At 67.6% G+C, this 16,826-nt stretch carries 17 protein-coding genes; 9 read left to right on the top strand and 8 right to left on the bottom strand.

The window, feature by feature from the left end; all coding sequences use genetic code 11:
• Positions 1-363: 363 nt before the first annotated feature.
• Genes RIF89_RS01065 through RIF89_RS01055 form a run of 3 tightly spaced genes read left to right on the top strand, consistent with a single transcriptional unit; the run spans position 364 to position 2,710 of the window.
• The gene (locus tag RIF89_RS01065; protein WP_309066311.1) at positions 364-909 is read left to right on the top strand and encodes a hypothetical protein; all 546 of its coding nucleotides are present in this window, start codon (positions 364-366) and stop codon (positions 907-909) included.
• Positions 897-1,745 carry a hypothetical protein gene (locus tag RIF89_RS01060; protein ID WP_309066312.1) on the top strand — a complete coding sequence of 283 codons (849 nt, stop codon included), beginning with the start codon at positions 897-899 and terminating at the stop codon, positions 1,743-1,745. Before RIF89_RS01065 ends, RIF89_RS01060 begins: the two co-directional genes overlap by 13 nt.
• 41 nt (positions 1,746-1,786) lie before the next feature.
• Positions 1,787-2,710 carry a 5'-3' exonuclease gene (locus RIF89_RS01055; RefSeq protein WP_309066313.1) on the top strand — a complete coding sequence of 308 codons (924 nt, stop codon included), beginning with the start codon at positions 1,787-1,789 and terminating at the stop codon, positions 2,708-2,710.
• A gap of 9 nt (positions 2,711-2,719) precedes the next feature.
• On the opposite strand, the gene RIF89_RS01050 is transcribed toward RIF89_RS01055, so the two are convergent.
• Both RIF89_RS01050 and trpD read right to left on the bottom strand, forming a co-directional pair.
• Positions 2,720-3,709 carry a PHP domain-containing protein gene (locus RIF89_RS01050; protein ID WP_309066314.1) on the bottom strand — a complete coding sequence of 330 codons (990 nt, stop codon included), beginning with the start codon at positions 3,707-3,709 and terminating at the stop codon, positions 2,720-2,722.
• Positions 3,710-3,712: 3 nt separating this feature from the next.
• The gene (gene trpD, locus RIF89_RS01045; RefSeq protein ID WP_309066315.1) at positions 3,713-4,774 is read right to left on the bottom strand and encodes an anthranilate phosphoribosyltransferase; all 1,062 of its coding nucleotides are present in this window, start codon (positions 4,772-4,774) and stop codon (positions 3,713-3,715) included.
• An 86-nt stretch (positions 4,775-4,860) separates the two neighbouring features.
• Between trpD and RIF89_RS01040 the strand changes: the two genes are divergently transcribed.
• The 5 genes from RIF89_RS01040 (at position 4,861) to RIF89_RS01020 (ending at position 9,876) form a co-directional block, all read left to right on the top strand.
• Positions 4,861-5,559 carry a heme-copper oxidase subunit III gene (locus tag RIF89_RS01040; RefSeq protein ID WP_309066316.1) on the top strand — a complete coding sequence of 233 codons (699 nt, stop codon included), beginning with the start codon at positions 4,861-4,863 and terminating at the stop codon, positions 5,557-5,559.
• Positions 5,560-5,579: 20 nt separating this feature from the next.
• Positions 5,580-6,383, top strand: coding sequence for a cytochrome c (locus tag RIF89_RS01035; RefSeq protein WP_309066317.1), 804 nt, complete (start codon positions 5,580-5,582; stop codon positions 6,381-6,383).
• A gap of 36 nt (positions 6,384-6,419) precedes the next feature.
• Complete coding sequence (locus RIF89_RS01030) at positions 6,420-7,496, top strand: Rieske 2Fe-2S domain-containing protein (RefSeq protein ID WP_309066318.1); 1,077 nt, start codon at positions 6,420-6,422, stop codon at positions 7,494-7,496.
• Positions 7,493-9,316 (top strand): cytochrome bc complex cytochrome b subunit, encoded by a 1,824-nt coding sequence (locus RIF89_RS01025; RefSeq protein ID WP_309066319.1) that lies wholly within the window; start codon positions 7,493-7,495, stop codon positions 9,314-9,316. The genes RIF89_RS01030 and RIF89_RS01025 overlap by 4 nt, the downstream gene beginning before the upstream one ends.
• 140 nt (positions 9,317-9,456) lie before the next feature.
• Positions 9,457-9,876 (top strand): rhodanese-like domain-containing protein, encoded by a 420-nt coding sequence (locus RIF89_RS01020; protein WP_309066320.1) that lies wholly within the window; start codon positions 9,457-9,459, stop codon positions 9,874-9,876.
• Between the two features lie 161 nt (positions 9,877-10,037).
• Here the strand turns inward: RIF89_RS01020 and RIF89_RS01015 are convergent, their stop codons facing one another.
• From RIF89_RS01015 to RIF89_RS00995, 5 genes are all read right to left on the bottom strand, one after another.
• Positions 10,038-10,472: a cytochrome c oxidase subunit 4 gene (locus RIF89_RS01015; RefSeq protein ID WP_309066321.1), complete on the bottom strand. Its 435-nt coding sequence runs from the start codon at positions 10,470-10,472 to the stop codon at positions 10,038-10,040.
• Positions 10,473-10,475: 3 nt separating this feature from the next.
• The gene (gene ctaD, locus RIF89_RS01010) at positions 10,476-12,221 is read right to left on the bottom strand and encodes a cytochrome c oxidase subunit I (RefSeq protein WP_309066322.1); all 1,746 of its coding nucleotides are present in this window, start codon (positions 12,219-12,221) and stop codon (positions 10,476-10,478) included.
• 3 nt (positions 12,222-12,224) lie between these two features.
• Complete coding sequence (gene coxB, locus RIF89_RS01005) at positions 12,225-13,139, bottom strand: cytochrome c oxidase subunit II (protein WP_309066323.1); 915 nt, start codon at positions 13,137-13,139, stop codon at positions 12,225-12,227.
• 89 nt (positions 13,140-13,228) lie between these two features.
• Positions 13,229-13,591 (bottom strand): iron-sulfur cluster insertion protein ErpA, encoded by a 363-nt coding sequence (gene erpA / locus RIF89_RS01000; protein ID WP_309066324.1) that lies wholly within the window; start codon positions 13,589-13,591, stop codon positions 13,229-13,231.
• A 129-nt stretch (positions 13,592-13,720) separates the two neighbouring features.
• A complete protein-coding gene (locus RIF89_RS00995) occupies positions 13,721-15,136 on the bottom strand; it encodes a dipeptidase (RefSeq protein ID WP_309066325.1) in 1,416 nt (471 codons plus the stop codon).
• Positions 15,137-15,181: 45 nt separating this feature from the next.
• Between RIF89_RS00995 and RIF89_RS00990 the strand changes: the two genes are divergently transcribed.
• Entirely contained in the window at positions 15,182-15,745 is a 564-nt protein-coding gene (locus RIF89_RS00990) for a DUF3043 domain-containing protein (RefSeq protein ID WP_309066326.1), read from the top strand.
• 57 nt (positions 15,746-15,802) lie between these two features.
• On the opposite strand, the gene RIF89_RS00985 is transcribed toward RIF89_RS00990, so the two are convergent.
• Positions 15,803-16,825 carry a quinone-dependent dihydroorotate dehydrogenase gene (locus RIF89_RS00985; protein ID WP_309066327.1) on the bottom strand — a complete coding sequence of 341 codons (1,023 nt, stop codon included), beginning with the start codon at positions 16,823-16,825 and terminating at the stop codon, positions 15,803-15,805.
• Between the last annotated feature and the right edge of the window lies 1 nt (position 16,826).

Below are 16,826 nucleotides of genomic sequence, written 5' to 3'. Positions count from 1 at the left end.
TCTTGACGATCGTGCCCTCGATGATGTCGCCGTCGTTGAAGAACTTGAGGGTCTTCTCGACCGCGGCCAGGAAGTCCTCAGCAGAGCCGATGTCGTTGATCGCGACCTGCTTGGTGGCCGGGGCGGTCGTTGCGCTAGTCATGTAGTGGGTTGTCCTTGTGAATGGATGATCGGGCTTCGAGCACTCGGCAGCGCCGGATGTTCGCCTCGAAGCAGGTGGATTGGGGTTGCGATGTCACGAGGGCAGGCGAATGCTCGCCACGAGTGACACTTCAGGCTATCAGAGACAACGGATGCCGCACAGCCGGCATTCCCTGTGGATAACTTCTGCGGAGCAGGACGGGTCGCGGCTACGGTGACGGGGTGATTGTCTCGACCGCTCCCCTGCGCCTTCTCACCGCCGCGGCGGCCGGAGCGGTGACGCTCTCGCTGCTCGCCGCCTGCACACCCCAGCCCGAGCCGACGCCGACGAAGACGGCCCTGTTCGAGACCGAGGAAGAGGCCTTCGCGGCAGCCGAGAAGACATACCGGGAGTACATCAAGGCTTTGGATTCTGTCTCATTCTCGGATCCGGGGTCATTCGAGCCAGCGCTCGCATACACCACGGGCGAAGTCCGCTCAACCGACAAAGAGTTCTTAAGTGAAATGCACGCGAACGGGTACTCACAGACGGGAAAGACAGCGGTGGTCTGGTTCCGGGGTACGAAGTACGCCGCGGACGATGCCCTAATTCAGGCCGAGGCCTGCTTGGACCAAGCCGATCTCGACATCAAGGACGCTTCAGGCTCTTCCGTTGTGCCAGCGGATCGACCCGACCAGTACGTGCTCGCGCTCCAGTTTGAGGTGTCAGAGGACAGTGTGCTTTTGGCAAATTCCACCCCTCGGGAAGGCGAATCATGCGCATCCTGACCGCCATGCTCTTATGCTTCGCGGTCATCGTTTTGTCACCAGTGAGCGCCGCGGCGGGCACACCTCCGACGTGCAGCTCAAACGCGCGGATCGGATGCCCAACGGTCACAACCGACGCAGGCAATCTATACGCGAGCGGTACTAAGCATCAGAATGGCTCGCCAGGATCCCGTACCGACGGCGCCCAAAGGCAACGCGGAGGCAACCACTCCACGAACCCGGTCTACAACCCGATCGCCTGGACTCCTCCCACGTTCGAGGAGTGCAGAGACGCGTGGAACTACATCCGCTGCTACCGCTGGAACCCTGACGGCGAGACGCCACGGGCCGAAGGCGATACCACGCCGGCGATCCCCGAGATCACGATCACCGACCTTGCACGTTTCTCCCCTCCCGGGACCGCGGTCGCCGGTGAGCCGAACAATCTGGGCGTCGCCGGCCTGCCGACGAACTTCGTGGCGACGGCATCCGCCGTCACTCAGCAGGGAGAGCTCTTCGGCTACCCGATCAGCGTGCGGTTCACGCCGGCATCCTTCACCTTCCACTACGGCGACGGCGCCAGCACGACGACCGGCGACGGCGGCTCGACCTGGGCCGATCTCGGCCAGGCACAGTTCACCCCCACTGACACGAGCCACACCTACGCCGAGCGCGGTGAGTACACCGCCCGCGTCGATGTCGCATACTCCGCCGAGATAGACCTCGGTGTCGGCTGGTTCCCGATCTCCGGCCGACTCACGGCGACCGGCCCTGGTCAGCTGATCCGGGTCTTCGAGGCGCACACCGCACTCGTCGCGCACACCTGCACCGAACGACCCTCTTCCCCCGGCTGCTGACGCTCGCAGAAGAAACCAGACCGCCGTGCCAGGATGAGTCCGTGACCGACCGCCTGATGCTGCTCGACACCGCGTCCCTCTACTTCCGCGCGTTCTACGGTGTGCCGGACAAAGTGAAGGCGCCGGACGGCATGTCCGTCAACGCCGTCCGTGGTCTGCTCGACATCGTCGCGAAGCTCGTGTCGACGTATCACCCGACGCATCTGATCGCCTGCTGGGATGACGACTGGCGTCCGCAGTGGCGCGTCGACCTCATCCCCAGCTACAAGGCGCACCGCGTCGTCGAGGTCATCCCCGGCGGCACAGACGTTGAAGAGGTCCCCGACCCGCTCGAGCAGCAGGTTCCGCTCATCCGCGAGACGCTGCGCGCTCTCGGCATCCCGATCATCGGCGCAGCCGAGCACGAAGCGGACGACGTGATCGGCACGCTCGCCACCCACGCCGACAAGTCGGTCGACATCGTCACCGGCGACCGAGACCTGTTCCAGCTCGTCGACGACGCGCGCGGCGTCCGCGTCATCTATACCGCGCGTGGCATGAGCAACCTCGAGATCGTCACCGACGAGACCGTCGTCACGAAGTACGGCGTCCTTCCCGAGCAGTACGCCGATTTCGCGACCATGCGCGGCGACGCCTCCGACGGCCTACCCGGCGTGAAGGGCATCGGCGAGAAGAGCGCCGCGACTCTGCTCAAGGCGCACGGCGATCTGGACGGCATCCGCGCCGCCGCTGCCGCCGGTCAGCTCAGCGCGGCAGTCAGCGCCCGCTTCGCAGAGGCGTCCGCATACCTCGATGTGGCACCCAAGGTGGTCCGTGTCGCCACCGACCTCGACATCAGCGCGCCGGCCACTCCCCTGCGCCCCCTCGACCAGACCGAGGCTGACGCGGCCCGGTCGCTCGCAGAACTGTGGAATCTCGGGTCGTCGATGGACCGCGCGATCGCCGCCCTCGCGAGCAACTCCTGAACGGCAGCGCTATCCCGACGCCCAGGCGGTGAGCCGCTCCAGGCTCCAGGTCGTGACGATCCGCTCCGGCGGCACCCCGTTCTGCTCCGCGCGCTCGGCGCCGTGATCGAGCAGTGAGAGCTGTCCAGGGGCGTGCGCGTCGGAGTCGATCGAGAACAGACATCCCTCCGCCAGGGCGATCGCGATGAGATCGTCCGGCGGGTCCTGCCGCTCCGGACGAGAGTTGATCTCCACGGCGACTCCGTTCTCGGCGCACGCGGCGAACACCGCGGCGGCGTCGAACTGCGACCGCGGGCGGGTGCCACGCGACCCCTGCACGAGGCGGCCCGTGCAATGCCCGAGTACGTTCACGTGCGGATTCGACACGGCGGCGATCATGCGGGCGGTCATCGGTCCGGCATCCATTCGCAGCAGGGAATGCACCGAGGCGACCACGATGTCGAGCTCTTCAAGCAGTTCCGGCTCCTGGTCGAGGCCGCCGTCCTCCAGGATGTCGACCTCGATCCCGGCCAACACCGTCAGCTCGCGCCGGGTTGCGGCGCGCACCAGCGGGATCTGTTCGCGCAGGCGCTCCGGCGAGAGCCCCCGGGCGACCTTCAGTCGCGGCGAGTGGTCCGTGATCGCCAGGTACTCGTGCCCGAGTGCGGCGGCCGTCCGGGCCATCGCCTCGATCGGTGTGGTCCCGTCGGACCAGTCGGTGTGCGAGTGCAGGTCGCCGCGCAGCTTCCGCCGCAGCGCCGACTCGTGCTCCGGTTCGACCGCCGCGCGCAGCTCGACCAGGTAATCGGGGGTGCGGCCCTCCTGCGCCTGCCTGATCACCTCGAACGTCGACGAGCCGATGCCCTTCGCGGCACGGAGCCGCACGGGATCGGCGATCACGTCGGTCGGCAGCTCCCCGAGCACGGCGGCCGCCTGCCGGAACGCGCGCGCCCGATACCGTGACGCGCGCTCGCGCTCCAGCAGTGTGGCGATCTCGAGCAGCGCGTCGACGGCATCCATGGCTCAGCCCTCGCGCTCCTGCGTGACGCGCACCCATTCGTCGAGCTTCGCCGACGCGCGTCCGTCATCGACCGCGACCGCCGCACGATGGAACGCGTCCTTCAGTCGCTCGACGATGGGAACCTGCGTCAACATCGCATCATGCGACAGCTCGTACGCGACGATTCCTGCCGCGGCATTCAACAGCACGATGTCGCGCACCGCGCCCTTCTCGCCGCTGAGTGTGCGACGCAGGACCGCGGCGTTGTGCTCGGGCGATCCGCCGATGAGGTCGTCGAGTTCCGCCAGCGGGATGCCCAGATCGCGGGGGTCGAGGTCGTGCTCGTGGATGTCGCCGCGGACCACCTCCCAGATGCGGCTGTGACCGGTCGTGGTGAGCTCGTCCAGCCCGTCGTCCCCGCGGAACACCAACGCAGTCGCGCCGCGGGTGCGGAACACGCCCGTGATGAGCGGCACGCGATCCAGTTGCGCGACGCCGACGGCGTTCGCCTCGGCGCGCGCCGGATTGCAGAGCGGGCCGAGCATGTTGAACACCGTCGGCACACCCAGCTCGGAGCGGACCGTGCCGGCGTGCCGGAACCCGGGGTGGAACGCCGCTGCCCACGCGAACGTGATGCCGGTGCGGTCGAGGACGGATGCCACGCGCTGAGGATCCAGAGAGATGTCGAGGCCGAGTGCCGCGAGCACGTCGGAGGATCCCGACGAGGAGCTCGCCGCGCGGTTGCCGTGCTTGACGACGGGGATGCCCATCGAACCGATGATGATCGCGGCGGTCGTGGAGACGTTGACCGTCCCCACCCGGTCGCCACCGGTGCCGACGATGTCCAGCACGTCCGAGGAAACCGGCAGCGGCACGGCCGCCTCGAGAATGGCGTCGCGGAACCCGACGATCTCGTCGATCGTCTCGCCCTTCGCCCGAAGCGCGATGAGGAAACCAGCGAGCTGGGCCTCGCCGACCTTGCCCTGCATCACCTGACGCATGGCCCAGGTGGACTCCCACACGCTGAGATCGCGCCGCTGCAGCAGAGAAGCGAGAACATCGGGCCAGGTGAGAGTGTCCGCCATGCCAGTGATCCTATCGACCCTGCACCGGCGGCAGATTCGCAGGCAGTTCTTAGGTTCCCCTAAGTGCGGAACCAGCGAAACGGGTCATGCCGGTGCGAGAATCGGCACCGCGTTTCGGCCATAATGGACGGGTGACCACCTCAGCGACGTATGCCCCGGCTGCCCGAACGATCAAGCGGCCCAACCCGGTAGCTGTCGGCACCATCGTGTGGCTCGGCAGCGAGGTGATGTTCTTCGCGGGACTCTTCGCGATCTACTTCACCCTCCGCAGCACATCCCCCGAACTGTGGGGTGAGCGCACCGGCCTCCTGAACGTGACCTTCGCGGCGGTGAACACCGCCATCCTCGTCGCGTCCTCGTTCACCTGTCAGATGGGCGTGTTCGCCGCGGAGGACCTGCAGCCGTACCGCATCGCGCGCGGCCAGGTGAACGCCATGGGCCGCCGCCGCCTGTTCGGCTGGGGCATGGTCGAGTGGTTCTGGCTCACCTTCGTGCTGGGCGCGATCTTCGTCTGCGGCCAGGTCTGGGAGTACGCCCAGCTCGTCATGGAGGGGATGCCGATCCAGGCCGACTCGTACGCCTCCGCGTTCTACCTCACCACCGGCTTCCACGCCCTGCACGTCACCGGCGGCCTCATCGCGTTCCTGCTGGTCATCGGGCGCGCGTTCGCGGTCAAGAACTTCACGCACAAGGAGGCGACGTCCTCGATCGTCGTGTCCTACTACTGGCACTTCGTCGACGTGGTCTGGCTTGTGCTGTTCGCCGTCATCTACTTCCTGAAATAAGAGCGGAGCGATTTCACGAAATGGCACGAGAGAAGAAGCGCCGCTCCCGCGGCCGTCGCAGTCCCCTCGCCGCCGCCGCCCTGATCGGGGCCGGCCTGCTGATCACCGGTGGCGCGTACGCCGGTGCGTCTGCTGCGATGGCGTCGTCGGATGTGCAGACCGCCGCATCCTCCGAGCTGACCGTCGAGGACGGCGAGAAGCTGTTCACGGCGAACTGCGCCACCTGTCACGGCATGAACCTGGAGGGCACCGACAACGGCCCCAGCCTCATCGGCGTGGGTGAGCTGTCCGTCGAGTTCCAGCTCGCGACGGGTCGGATGCCGCTGCAGATGCAGGGACCGCAGGCTCCGCAGAAGCCGCCGCAGTTCACCGACGCGCAGATCCGCGCGATGGCCGCCTACGTGCAGTCCGTCGCCCCCGGACCGACCTACCCCGACGACGAGGTTCTCGACGGGAAGGGCGACGTGTCGCACGGTGCGGAGCTGTTCCGCATCAACTGCGCCATGTGCCACAACGTCGCCGCCGCCGGTGGTGCGCTCACCGAGGGCAAGTACGCCCCCGCGCTGACATCGACCAGCGCGCTGCACATCTACGCGGCGATGGTCACCGGTCCGCAGAACATGCCGGTGTTCGGTGACATGAACCTGAGCACCGAGGACAAGCGCGACATCATCTCGGCCCTGCTGTACCAGCAGGAGGCCGTCCAGGTCGGCGGGTTCACACTCGGTTCGCTGGGTCCCGTCTCGGAGGGCCTCTTCATCTGGATCTTCGGTATCGGCGCCCTGGTCGCCCTCACCGTGTGGATCACGGCGAAGTCCAACTGACGCACATACATCGAAGACTTACGTACGAGGAGCACCATGGCACACGACGTCGACACGCAGGCTCTTGACAGGGCCTACCAGCCCTCGCCGGGGCTGGGCGTCGCAGTCAGCGATCCCGCACAGAACCCGGGACTGCCGCCGCATCGTGAGCGGATGACCGACAAGGACCCGCGGGCCGAGAAGACCGCCGCCCGCACGGTCTACACGCTGTTCTACCTGTCGCTCGCCGCCAGCATCTGGGCCGTCGCCGCCTACATGCTGTTCCCGATCGAGAGCGGCGCTCTCATCGACGTGCGCAACAACAACCTGTTCGTCGGCCTCGGCATCGGCTTCGCCCTCCTCGCGCTCGGCCTCGGTGCCATCCACTGGTCCAAGGCGCTCATGTCCGACCGCGAGCACATCGAGCACCGCCACCCGACCCGCGGGCGCGACAGCACGCGTGAGGCCGCCGTGAAGGCATTCGCGGACGCCAACGAGGAATCCGGCTTCGGTCGCCGTACCATGATCCGCAACTCGCTGATCGCCGCCGTGGTGGCATCCATCGTGCCCGGCGTGACGCTGTTCCGCGGCCTCGCCCCGCACGCCACCGCCGAGCACCCCACCGCCGGCGACCCCGTGGCGCTTCTCAAGCACACCATGTGGGACAAGGGCACCCGTCTGGTCCGCGACCCCGACGGCACGCCGATCCGCGCGGCGGATGTGACCCTCGGCTCGGCGGTGCACGTCATCCCCGACGGTCTGAACGACCTCGGCCACGAGGGCGGTCTTCTCGAGGAGAAGGCGAAGGCCATCGTCCTGCTCATGCGCCTGCGTCCCGAGGATCTGATCGAGGACGAGGACCGCAAGGACTGGTCGTACGACGGCATCGTCGCCTACTCCAAGGTCTGCACGCACGTCGGCTGCCCGGTCGCGCTGTACGAGCAGCAGACGCACCACCTGCTCTGCCCGTGCCACCAGTCGCAGTTCGACGTGACCGAGCACGCCAAGGTCATCTTCGGCCCGGCCGCCCGCCCGCTGCCGCAGCTGCCCATCGCCGTCGACGATGAGGGCTACCTCATCGCGCAGAGCGACTTCAAGGAACCCGTCGGCCCGAGCTTCTGGGAGCGTCATTGAGCACCGCAACTCTTCACCAGGACACCACGAACGCCGACACCAGGCAGGCGCCTCTCGGTGGCCGGTTCATCGGCGCGACCGCGAACTACATCGATGAGCGCACCAGCCTCTCCGGCTTCGTCAAGGAGCTGGGCCGGAAGATCTTCCCCGACCACTGGTCGTTCATGCTGGGTGAGATCGCGCTGTGGAGCTTCGTGGTCGTGTTCCTGTCGGGCACGTTCCTGACGTTCTTCTTCCAGGCCTCGATGGTCCCCACGCACTACACCGGTGCGTACGAGCCGATGCGCGGCATCGAGATGTCCGCGGCCCTCGAGTCGACGCTGCACATCTCGTTCGACCTGCGCGGCGGTCTGCTGGTCCGACAGATCCACCACTGGGCGGCGCTGACCTTCGTCGCGGGCATCGGCGTGCACATGCTCCGTGTGTTCTTCACCGGCGCGTTCCGCAAGCCGCGCGAGCTGAACTGGGTGATCGGATTCGTGCTGTTCGTCCTGGCCATGGCTGAGGGCTTCACCGGCTACTCGCTCCCCGACGACCTGCTCTCGGGCAACGGCCTCCGCATCATCGACGGCATGATCAAGGGCATCCCGCTGATCGGCACCTGGACCTCGTACCTGCTGTTCGGCGGCGAGTTCCCCGGTACCGACATCGTCGGACGCCTGTACACCCTGCACATCCTGTTGCTGCCGCTGCTGGTGCTCGCGCTCATCGTGCTGCACCTGATGCTGATGGTGATCAACAAGCACACCCAGTTCGCCGGGCCTGGCCGCACCAACGACAACGTCGTGGGCTACCCGATGATGCCGGTGTACATGTCCAAGATGGGCGGGTTCCTGTTCATCGTGTTCGGCACGATCGTGCTGATCGCCTCGCTCTTCCAGATCAACCCGATCTGGAACTACGGTCCGTACGACCCGTCCCCTGTGTCCGCGGGTACCCAGCCCGACTGGTACATCGGCTTCGCCGACGGTGCGCTGCGACTGGCGCCGTCGAACCTGGACATCGTGTTCCTCGACCGCACCTGGTCGTTCGGCATCCTGATCCCGCTCGTGGTTCTGGGTCTGTTCATCGTGCTGGTCGCGCTGTACCCGTTCATCGAGGCGTGGATCACCGGTGACAAGCGCGAGCACCACATCGCGGTCCGTCCGCGCAACGCCCCGACCCGCACCGGAATCGGCGTCGCCGGCGTGATCTTCTACGCGGTGCTGTGGGCATCGGCTTCGTCCGACCTCATCGCGACGCACTTCATGCTGACGATGGAGGGTGTGATCCGCGCCCTGCAGATCCTGCTCATCGTCGGCCCGATCCTCGGCTACTTCATCGCCAAGCGCATCTGCATCGCGCTGCAGAAGAAGGACCGCGAGATCGTCCTGCACGGTTACGAGTCGGGCCGCATCGTGCGCCTCCCCGGCGGCGAGTTCATCGAGGTGCACCAGCCGGTCGACATCTACGACCGCTGGAAGCTGATCGACTTCGAGACGTACGAGCCTCTGGTCGTGCGCCCGAACGCGAAGGGCCGCATCCCGTGGCACGAGAACCTGCGCTCCTCGATCTCGCGCTGGTTCTTCGAGGACCGCCTGCAGCCGCTCACCCAGGCGGAGCTGCTCGCCGCGGACGCGCACCAGCACCACGCTCTCGCGAGCATGGCAGAGATCGAGGCCGAGGAGATCGCCGGAGCGCACGAGCGCGCCGGGGTCGCCGAAGACGACATCGCTCCCGTGGATCCGCATGTGCCCGAGACGGGCAACGTGCCGACCTCGGTGATCGCGAAGGAGCCCGTCAAGCGGCCGCGCAAGAAGAAGTCGGAGGACGGCGAGTAACACCCGCCGCTCCCCCACCGGAGGCCCCGTCGGCCGCTGAGCTCGTCTCAGCACCGGCGGGGCCTCTGGCATACCCCGCACTCCCCCGAGCGGATGCCATACGGCCGCGACCCGTGACCGGCACGGCGTACCCTGGGTTCATGATCGACCGCCACGACTACTTCGCCGCCAAGCTCGCCTACGAGACGGATGCCAGTGATGTGCACGCCGCACGCAAGGCCGGGACTCCTCTCGTCGTCGTCGACGTGCGCTCCGACGAGGCCTGGACCCAGGGACGCGTCCCCGGGGCGATCCACATGCACTACAGCGAGATCGCCACGCGTGCACCACAAGAGATCCCGCAGACGGCCGAGGTCATCGTCTACTGCTGGAGCCCGGGTTGCAACGCCGGCGCCAAGGGCGCGCTCGAGTTCGCCGCGCTCGGGTACGCGGTGCGCGAGATGATCGGCGGCTTCGAGTACTGGGGGCGGGAGGGCTATCCGGTCGAGGACGCCGACGGGGTGCATCGCCGCCCCATCGACCCGCTCACAGGCGTTCCCCGCGTGCGCATGCGCGCCTGAGCCGGTCCTGTCGTCATTCGCCGGGCGCGGACATGAAAGTATGACGAAGGCCCCTCAGGACAGGCCGGGCGGATTTCAAATGGTGGTCGCAACCTCCCGAAACTCGGTGTTGCGACCACCCCTTGAATCCGCCCACGTCCTGAGGGGCCTTCGTGGATGTCTCAGCGAGCGAAGTGGCCGCGGTAGTACTCGTACACCCAACCGACGATCGCCACGGCGAAGATCGCCAGGCCGATCGGCAGCAGGAAGTGCCCGACGGCCAGGCCGATGAGGAAGATCGCGGCGGAGGCGGCCAGCACGATGGGCCACCAGGACCACGGGCTGAACTCGCCCAGCTCGGGGTCACCGTCGTCGATGTCCGCCGTGAGCACGTCCTCGGGCAGCTCGCCGCCCTGCGCCTTGTGGGTCTTGCTCAGATAGAACGCGATCATCGCGCTCATCGCCGCGCCGAACAGCAGCGCGATGGAGCCGACCCACTCGATGGCCACGGTCACCGGGCGCTCGGAGTACTCGGTGATGCTCCACACCGTGTACCCGATCGCGACGATCGTGCAGAACGCACAGACGATCCACCACAGGATGACGTTGTCGCGCATGACTTACTTGCCCTCTCCGTCTGCGTAACCACCGACCGGCGCGGGCACGGGGTGCTCCGCGGCCTCGGGGTGGTTCAGGTCGAACGCCGGCCGCTCGCTGCGGATGCGCGGGATCGAGGTGAAGTTGTGGCGCGGGGGCGGGCAGGAGGTCGCCCACTCGAGCGACGCGCCGTAGCCCCACGGGTCGTTCACGGTGACCTTGGGCGCCTTGCGCGCGGTGATCCACACGTTCAGGAAGAACGGCAGCATCGACGCGCCGAGGATGACGGCACCGATCGTCGACACCTGGTTCTGCCACGCCCAGCCGTCCGCGGCCGAGTAGTCGGCGTAGCGACGCACCATGCCGTCGACGCCCAGCCAGTGCTGGATGAGGAACGTCATGTGGAAGCCGATGAACAGCATCCAGAAGTGCACGTAGCCGAGGCGCTCGTTCAGCATGCGACCGGTCCACTTCGGCCACCAGAAGTAGAAGCCCGAGAACATCGCGAACACGACCGTTCCGAACACCACGTAGTGGAAGTGTGCGACGACGAAGTACGAGTCGCTGAGGTGGAAGTCCAGCGGCGGCGAGGCGAGGATGACGCCGGTGAGACCACCGAACACGAACGACACCAGGAACCCGAGCGCGAACACCATGGGCGTCTCGAAGGTCACCGAGCCGCGCCACATGGTGCCGATCCAGTTGAAGATCTTCACACCCGTGGGCACCGCGATGAGCATCGTCATCAGGGCGAAGAACGGCAGCAGCACGGAACCGGTGACGTACATGTGGTGCGCCCACACGGCCACGGAGAGGGCGGCGATCGCGATGGTCGCGTACACCAGCGTCTTGTACCCGAAGATCGGCTTGCGGCTGAACACCGGGAACACCTCGGAGACGATGCCGAAGAAGGGCAGCGCGATGATGTACACCTCGGGGTGGCCGAAGAACCAGAACAGGTGCTGCCACAGCAGCACGCCGCCGTTGGCCGCGTCGTAGACGTGCGCACCCAGGACTCGGTCGGCACCGGCCGCGAAGATCGCGGCGGCCAGCACCGGGAACGCCATCAGGATGAGCAGGCTGGTGATCAGCGTGTTCCACGAGAAGATCGGCATCCGCCACATCGTCATGCCGGGGGCGCGCATCGTGATGATCGTGGTGATGAAGTTCACCGCACCGAGGATGGTGCCGAAACCGGACAGGCCGAGACCCAGCATCCACAGGTTGCCGCCGGCGCCGGGCGAGAAGGTCGCGTTGGCGAGCGGCTGGTAGGCGAACCATCCGAACGAGGCCGCACCCTGCGGGGTCAGGAAGCCGGCCACCGCGATCGTCGAGCCGAACAGGAACAGCCAGAAGGCGAACGCGTTCAGACGAGGGAACGCGACATCGGGGGCGCCGATCTGCAGCGGCAGCACGGCGTTGGCGAACCCGGCGAACAGCGGCGTCGCGAACATCAGCAGCATGATCGTGCCGTGCATCGTGAACAGCTGGTTGTACTGCTCCTTGGTCGGCACGATCTGCATGCCGGGGGCGAACAGCTCTGCGCGGATGACCAGCGCCATCACACCGCCGAGGAGGAAGAACAGCACCGAGGCGATGAGGTACATGTACCCGATCGTCTTGTGGTCGGTGGAGGTGATCCACTTCACGACGATGTTGCCCTTCTGCTCGACGCGCGAGGACGTGAGCAGAGCCGCCTGACGCGGCGGAAGGGTGGTGGGACGGGAGCGCGGAGCCTCGTCGGTGCGGGGTGCCTCTGTGGTGGACATGGGTTACTCCTCATCTCCCTCGAAGTTGTCCGAACCGTCGGAGCTGCTTCCGGTACCGGGGAAGTTCGCGAGTCGGTCGTAGGCGTCGTTGATGTCGCCGGTGTTGCCCTGCTCGCGCAGCGACTCGAGGTAGGCTTCGTACTCGTCCTGCTCGACGACCTTCACGTTGAACAGCATCATCGAGTGGTACTCACCGCACAGCTCGGCGCACTTGCCGTCGTACTCGCCGACACGGGTCGGGGTGAAGGACCAGGTGTTGTCCTTCCCGATGTACATGTCCTTCTTGTAGAGGAAGTCGATGATCCAGAACGAGTGGATGACGTCGCGCGACTGCAGGTGGATGGTGACCTTCTGGTCGACCGGCAGCACTAGGGTGGGCAGCTGGCTCTTGTCGATGTCGCCCTGGGCGTTCGGCTGCGCCTGGATGCCCATCGTCCAGACGGCGTCCTCGTTGTCGTCGTCCTGGCCGTTGTACTGGAAGTCCCACGCCCACTGCTTCGCGATGGCCGTGATCTCGACGTCGGGCTCGTCCCACTGTGTCTCGATCGCGGTCTGATCGCGCGCGGTGAAGAAGAACATGCCGAGCACCAGGATCAGCGGGACCACCGTGTAGAGGATCTCCAGCGGCATGTTGTAACGCAGCTGCACCGGCAGACCGGTCTGCCCCTTGCGACGGCGGTACACGACCGCAGCCCACCCCATTAGGCCCCAGGTGATGAGGCCGACGGCGAGCAGGACCACCCAGGAGGTGACCCACAGGCCGGCGACGCGCTCGGTCTGGTTCGTGGTGGCAGTGCCATCCTCGACGAAGCCTGGGAGGAAGCCGTGGAGTTCGGTGGGAGTACATCCCGCCAGGGCCACAGCTGCCGCGACTCCCAGAGGGAGGGCGGCCCAACGAAGGCGGCGATTCGACGGCACGATGCACCTTTCAGATCACGGACAGGGGCGGCCTCAAGTCTAGGGCAACCTCACACCCGATTCATGCCAACCACGCAGGTTGGCGGGTCTCAGTGGAAGCTGTCTCCGCACGCGCAGCTGCCCGCTGCGTTGGGGTTGTCGATGGTGAACCCCTGCTCCGAAATGGTGTCCTTGAAGTCGATCGAGGCGCCGTCGAGATACGGGACGCTCATGTTGTCGACGATGACCTCGACGCCGTCGAAGTCGACGGTCTGGTCGCCCTCGAGGAAGCGCTCGTCGAAGTAGAGCTGGTAGATCAGGCCGGAGCATCCGCCGGGCTGGACGGCGACGCGCAGGCGCAGGTCGTCGCGGCCCTCCTGCTCGAGAAGGCTCTTCACCTTCTGGGCGGCTGCATCCGTCAGCGAGACTCCGTGAGCGCGCGTGGTCTCGGCAGTCAGTGTGGTGTCGCTCATGTCACTCCTTGGAACGGCGGCAGCGGCATGCTGCTCAGCACCGATTCTACCGTCGGGGCCTGAGCCGGGGGCGGGAAGCGGGCGGCCTGGCGCCCCGCGCGCCGTCGACGACCCGGCGCAGGCAATGGTTCAGGATGCCGGGACGCCGGCGTTCATGCGCGTGAGGAGCAGCGCCTCGGTGCGCACGGCGTTGCGGAACGTCTCCAGGTGCAGCGACTCGTTGGGGCTGTGCGCGCGCGAGTGCGGGTCCTCCACGCCGGTGACGAGGATCTGCGCGCCCGGGAACTCCCGGACGAGATCGGCGATGAACGGGATGGATCCGCCCACCCCCAGGTCGACCGGCTCGACCCCGTAGCCGTCGGCCATGGCATCCCGCGTCATGGCGACCGCCCACCCAGCGGTGTCCACCAGGAATCCGTCGCCGAGGTCGACGTCCGAGAATGTCAGTTCCGCTCCGAAGGGCGCGTGTGCCCGCAGATGCGCCTCGAGGGCGCGGTACGCGTCGTGCGCGCTCTGGCCCGGGGCGACGCGCGCGCTGATCACGACGCTGACCTCCGGGAGCAGCGTGTTCGACGCCTCGGCCACGCTGGTCGCGTCGATGCCGGTGATCGTCACCGACGGCTTGTTCCAGATCCGGCTCAGGATGCTGTCGCGCCCGACCGGGGACACCCCGGGCAGCAGCCCGGTCTCCTCCCGCAGCGTCTGCTCCGAGTACGGCGGCGTGTCGGCGTCGCGGACGGCGAGTCCGTCGACGGCGACGGCACCGTCCGCGTCCCAGAGCGTCGCGAGCAGCGTGACGGCGGCCATCATGGCATCCGGCACCGCTCCCCCGAACATGCCGGAGTGCGAGGCGTGATCGAGCGTGCGGACGGTCAGCGTGAACCGCGCATTGCCGCGCAGCGACACGGTGAGACCAGGGGTGTGCGAGTCGAGATTGCCCGAGTCGGCCACGACGATGGCATCCGCTCGGAGCGCATCGGCATTGTCGGAGAGGAAGCGGGCGAACGAGCGGGAGCCGTACTCCTCCTCCCCCTCGATGAACAGGGCGATGCCCAGTTCGAGGTCGTCGCCGACCGTCTCGGCCACGGCGCGCAGCGCGGCGATGTGCGCCATGATGCCCGCCTTGTCGTCCGCCGCGCCCCGCCCGTACAGCCGCCCGTCGCGCACCGTCGGCTCGAACGGCGGGCTGTCCCACAGCTCCTCGGCGCCGGGCGGCTGCACGTCGTGGTGCGCGTACAGCAGGATGGTGGGCTTGCCGTTGCGGGCCGCCCTGGTGGCGAGCACGGCCGGCTGTCCCAGCTCGTCGGTGTCGTCGATGTGCGCGCGCAGCACTCTGACCTCGTCGAACACGCCGGTGTCGCGCGCCAGGGCGGCGACCGCCTCGGCGCTGCGCTCCAGCTGCGTCTGATCGAACGCCGGCCAGGCGATGCCCGGGATCCGGACCAGCGTGCCGAGGTCGTTGAGAGCGGCGGGCGCACCCAGCGCGACCGCCTCCAGCACGGCCGATTCGAGGTCGGATGATGCCGGCGTTGCAGAAGAGGTCATGCGGGTAATCTTAAGGTGAACCCCGACTTCAAACTGAGGACCCCCGTGCCCACTCCCTCTTCTCCGACGAACGACGACGCCCCCCAGACCCCGGCTGCGGGCAAGGGACGTGCGACGCCGACGCGCGCCGAGCGCGAGGCCGCCCGCCGCCGCCCCCTCGTCGCGAACACGAAGGAGGCCCGCGCGGCAGCGAAGGCCGAACTGCAGGCGCGCCGCGAGCGTGCCCGCATCGGCATGGAGAACGGGGAGGACAAGTACCTCCCGCCGCGGGACAAGGGCCCGCAGCGCCGTTGGGTGCGCGACTACGTCGACGCCGGCTGGCACATCTCGGAGTGGGTGATGGCCGCCATGCTGATCGTCATCATCGCGGCGATCATCCCGGTGCCGGAGGTGCAGTACTGGTCCATGCTCGGCCTGTGGGCGTACATGCTGCTCGCGATCGGCGACATGGTCCTGCTCGGCCTCCGGGTCAAGCGGAAGGCTGCCGCGAAGTTCGGTGCGGAGCGGCGTGAGAAGGGCCTCGGCTGGTACGCCGCCATGCGCGCCCTGCAGATGCGCTTCATGCGTCTGCCGAAGCCGCAGGTCAAGCGCGGCCAGTACCCCGCCTGATCCTCGCCGCCTCGCGGCGCGGGCGCGGTTCCGCGGGGGTCGACGGCCGCGCTGGCGTCAGCGCCGGGCCAGTCCGCGGTTGATCTGGCGCGCCCACAGCGGACCCCGGTAGAGGAACCCTGTGTAGCCCTGCACCAGGGTCGCGCCGGCATCCAGCCGCTTCTGCACGTCCTCGGCGGTCTCCACTCCCCCGACGGCGATGACGCAGAAGTCGTCGGGGACGGCGGCCTTGACCACGGCGAGCACCTCGAGCGAGCGCTCCCGCAGCGGTGCTCCCGACAGCCCACCGGCTCCGGCGGCTTCGACGATCGCCGGGTCGGTGCGCAGGCCGTCGCGCGAGATCGTGGTGTTGTGGGCGATGATCCCGTCCAGTCCCTCGACGACCGCGAGGCGCGCGATCGCAGCGATCTCGTCGTCGGGAAGGTCGGGCGCGATCTTGACGAGCAGCGGGGTGTCCCCCGCCGCCGTCTTCACGGCACGCAGCAGCGGCGCGAGCGTCTCGACGGCCTGCAGACCGCGCAGGCCGGGGGTGTTCGGCGACGACACGTTGACCGCGAGGTAGTCGGCGAGCGGGGCGAGCACGATCGCCGAGGTGACGTAGTCGGCGGTCGCGTTCTCCACGTCGACGACGCGGCTCTTGCCGATGTTCACGCCGATCACCGCGTGCGGGGCACGGCGACGCAGTCGCCTCAGCCGCCTGGCGGCGGCGTCCGCGCCGGCGTTGTTGAAGCCCATCCGGTTGATGACCGCACGGTCCGGAACGAGGCGGAACAGTCGCGGCTTCGGGTTGCCCTCCTGCGGGATCGCAGTGATCGTCCCGACCTCGACATGGCCGAAGCCCAGCGCGGCGAGGCCGCGCACCCCCACGGCGTTCTTGTCGAAGCCCGCGGCGACACCGAACGGCGACGGGAACGTCAGACCGAGGGCGCGGACCTGGAGATCGGATGCCGGCGCGCACAGCGCCCTGGTCACCCACGAGAAGGGTGGCACGCCGAGCACGCGGACGACGGCCATGCCGGCGTGGTGGGCGAACTCGGGGTCGAGGCGCGACAGGACGTGGCGGAAGAGCAGCGGATACATC

It is taken from the genome of Microbacterium sp. (assembly GCF_031178525.1).
In the GTDB taxonomy this organism is placed as follows: Bacteria; Actinomycetota; Actinomycetes; order Actinomycetales; family Microbacteriaceae; genus Microbacterium.
The sequence above is the reverse complement of the archived record's forward strand: the minus strand, read 5'-3'. Positions and strand labels throughout refer to the sequence as shown.

Coding starts and splice junctions, on each gene's coding strand:
- RIF89_RS01060 (WP_309066312.1), top strand. CDS start 897: ATGCGCATCCTGACCGCCATGCTCTTATGCTTCGCGGTCATCGTTTTG.
- RIF89_RS01050 (WP_309066314.1), bottom strand. CDS start 3,709: ATGGATGCCGTCGACGCGCTGCTCGAGATCGCCACACTGCTGGAGCGC.
- trpD (WP_309066315.1), bottom strand. CDS start 4,774: ATGGCGGACACTCTCACCTGGCCCGATGTTCTCGCTTCTCTGCTGCAG.
- RIF89_RS01040 (WP_309066316.1), top strand. CDS start 4,861: ATGCCGGTGCGAGAATCGGCACCGCGTTTCGGCCATAATGGACGGGTG.
- RIF89_RS01035 (WP_309066317.1), top strand. CDS start 5,580: ATGGCACGAGAGAAGAAGCGCCGCTCCCGCGGCCGTCGCAGTCCCCTC.
- RIF89_RS01030 (WP_309066318.1), top strand. CDS start 6,420: ATGGCACACGACGTCGACACGCAGGCTCTTGACAGGGCCTACCAGCCC.
- RIF89_RS01020 (WP_309066320.1), top strand. CDS start 9,457: ATGATCGACCGCCACGACTACTTCGCCGCCAAGCTCGCCTACGAGACG.
- RIF89_RS01015 (WP_309066321.1), bottom strand. CDS start 10,472: ATGCGCGACAACGTCATCCTGTGGTGGATCGTCTGTGCGTTCTGCACG.
- ctaD (WP_309066322.1), bottom strand. CDS start 12,221: ATGTCCACCACAGAGGCACCCCGCACCGACGAGGCTCCGCGCTCCCGT.
- erpA (WP_309066324.1), bottom strand. CDS start 13,591: ATGAGCGACACCACACTGACTGCCGAGACCACGCGCGCTCACGGAGTC.
- RIF89_RS00995 (WP_309066325.1), bottom strand. CDS start 15,136: ATGACCTCTTCTGCAACGCCGGCATCATCCGACCTCGAATCGGCCGTG.
- RIF89_RS00985 (WP_309066327.1), bottom strand. CDS start 16,825: ATGTATCCGCTGCTCTTCCGCCACGTCCTGTCGCGCCTCGACCCCGAG.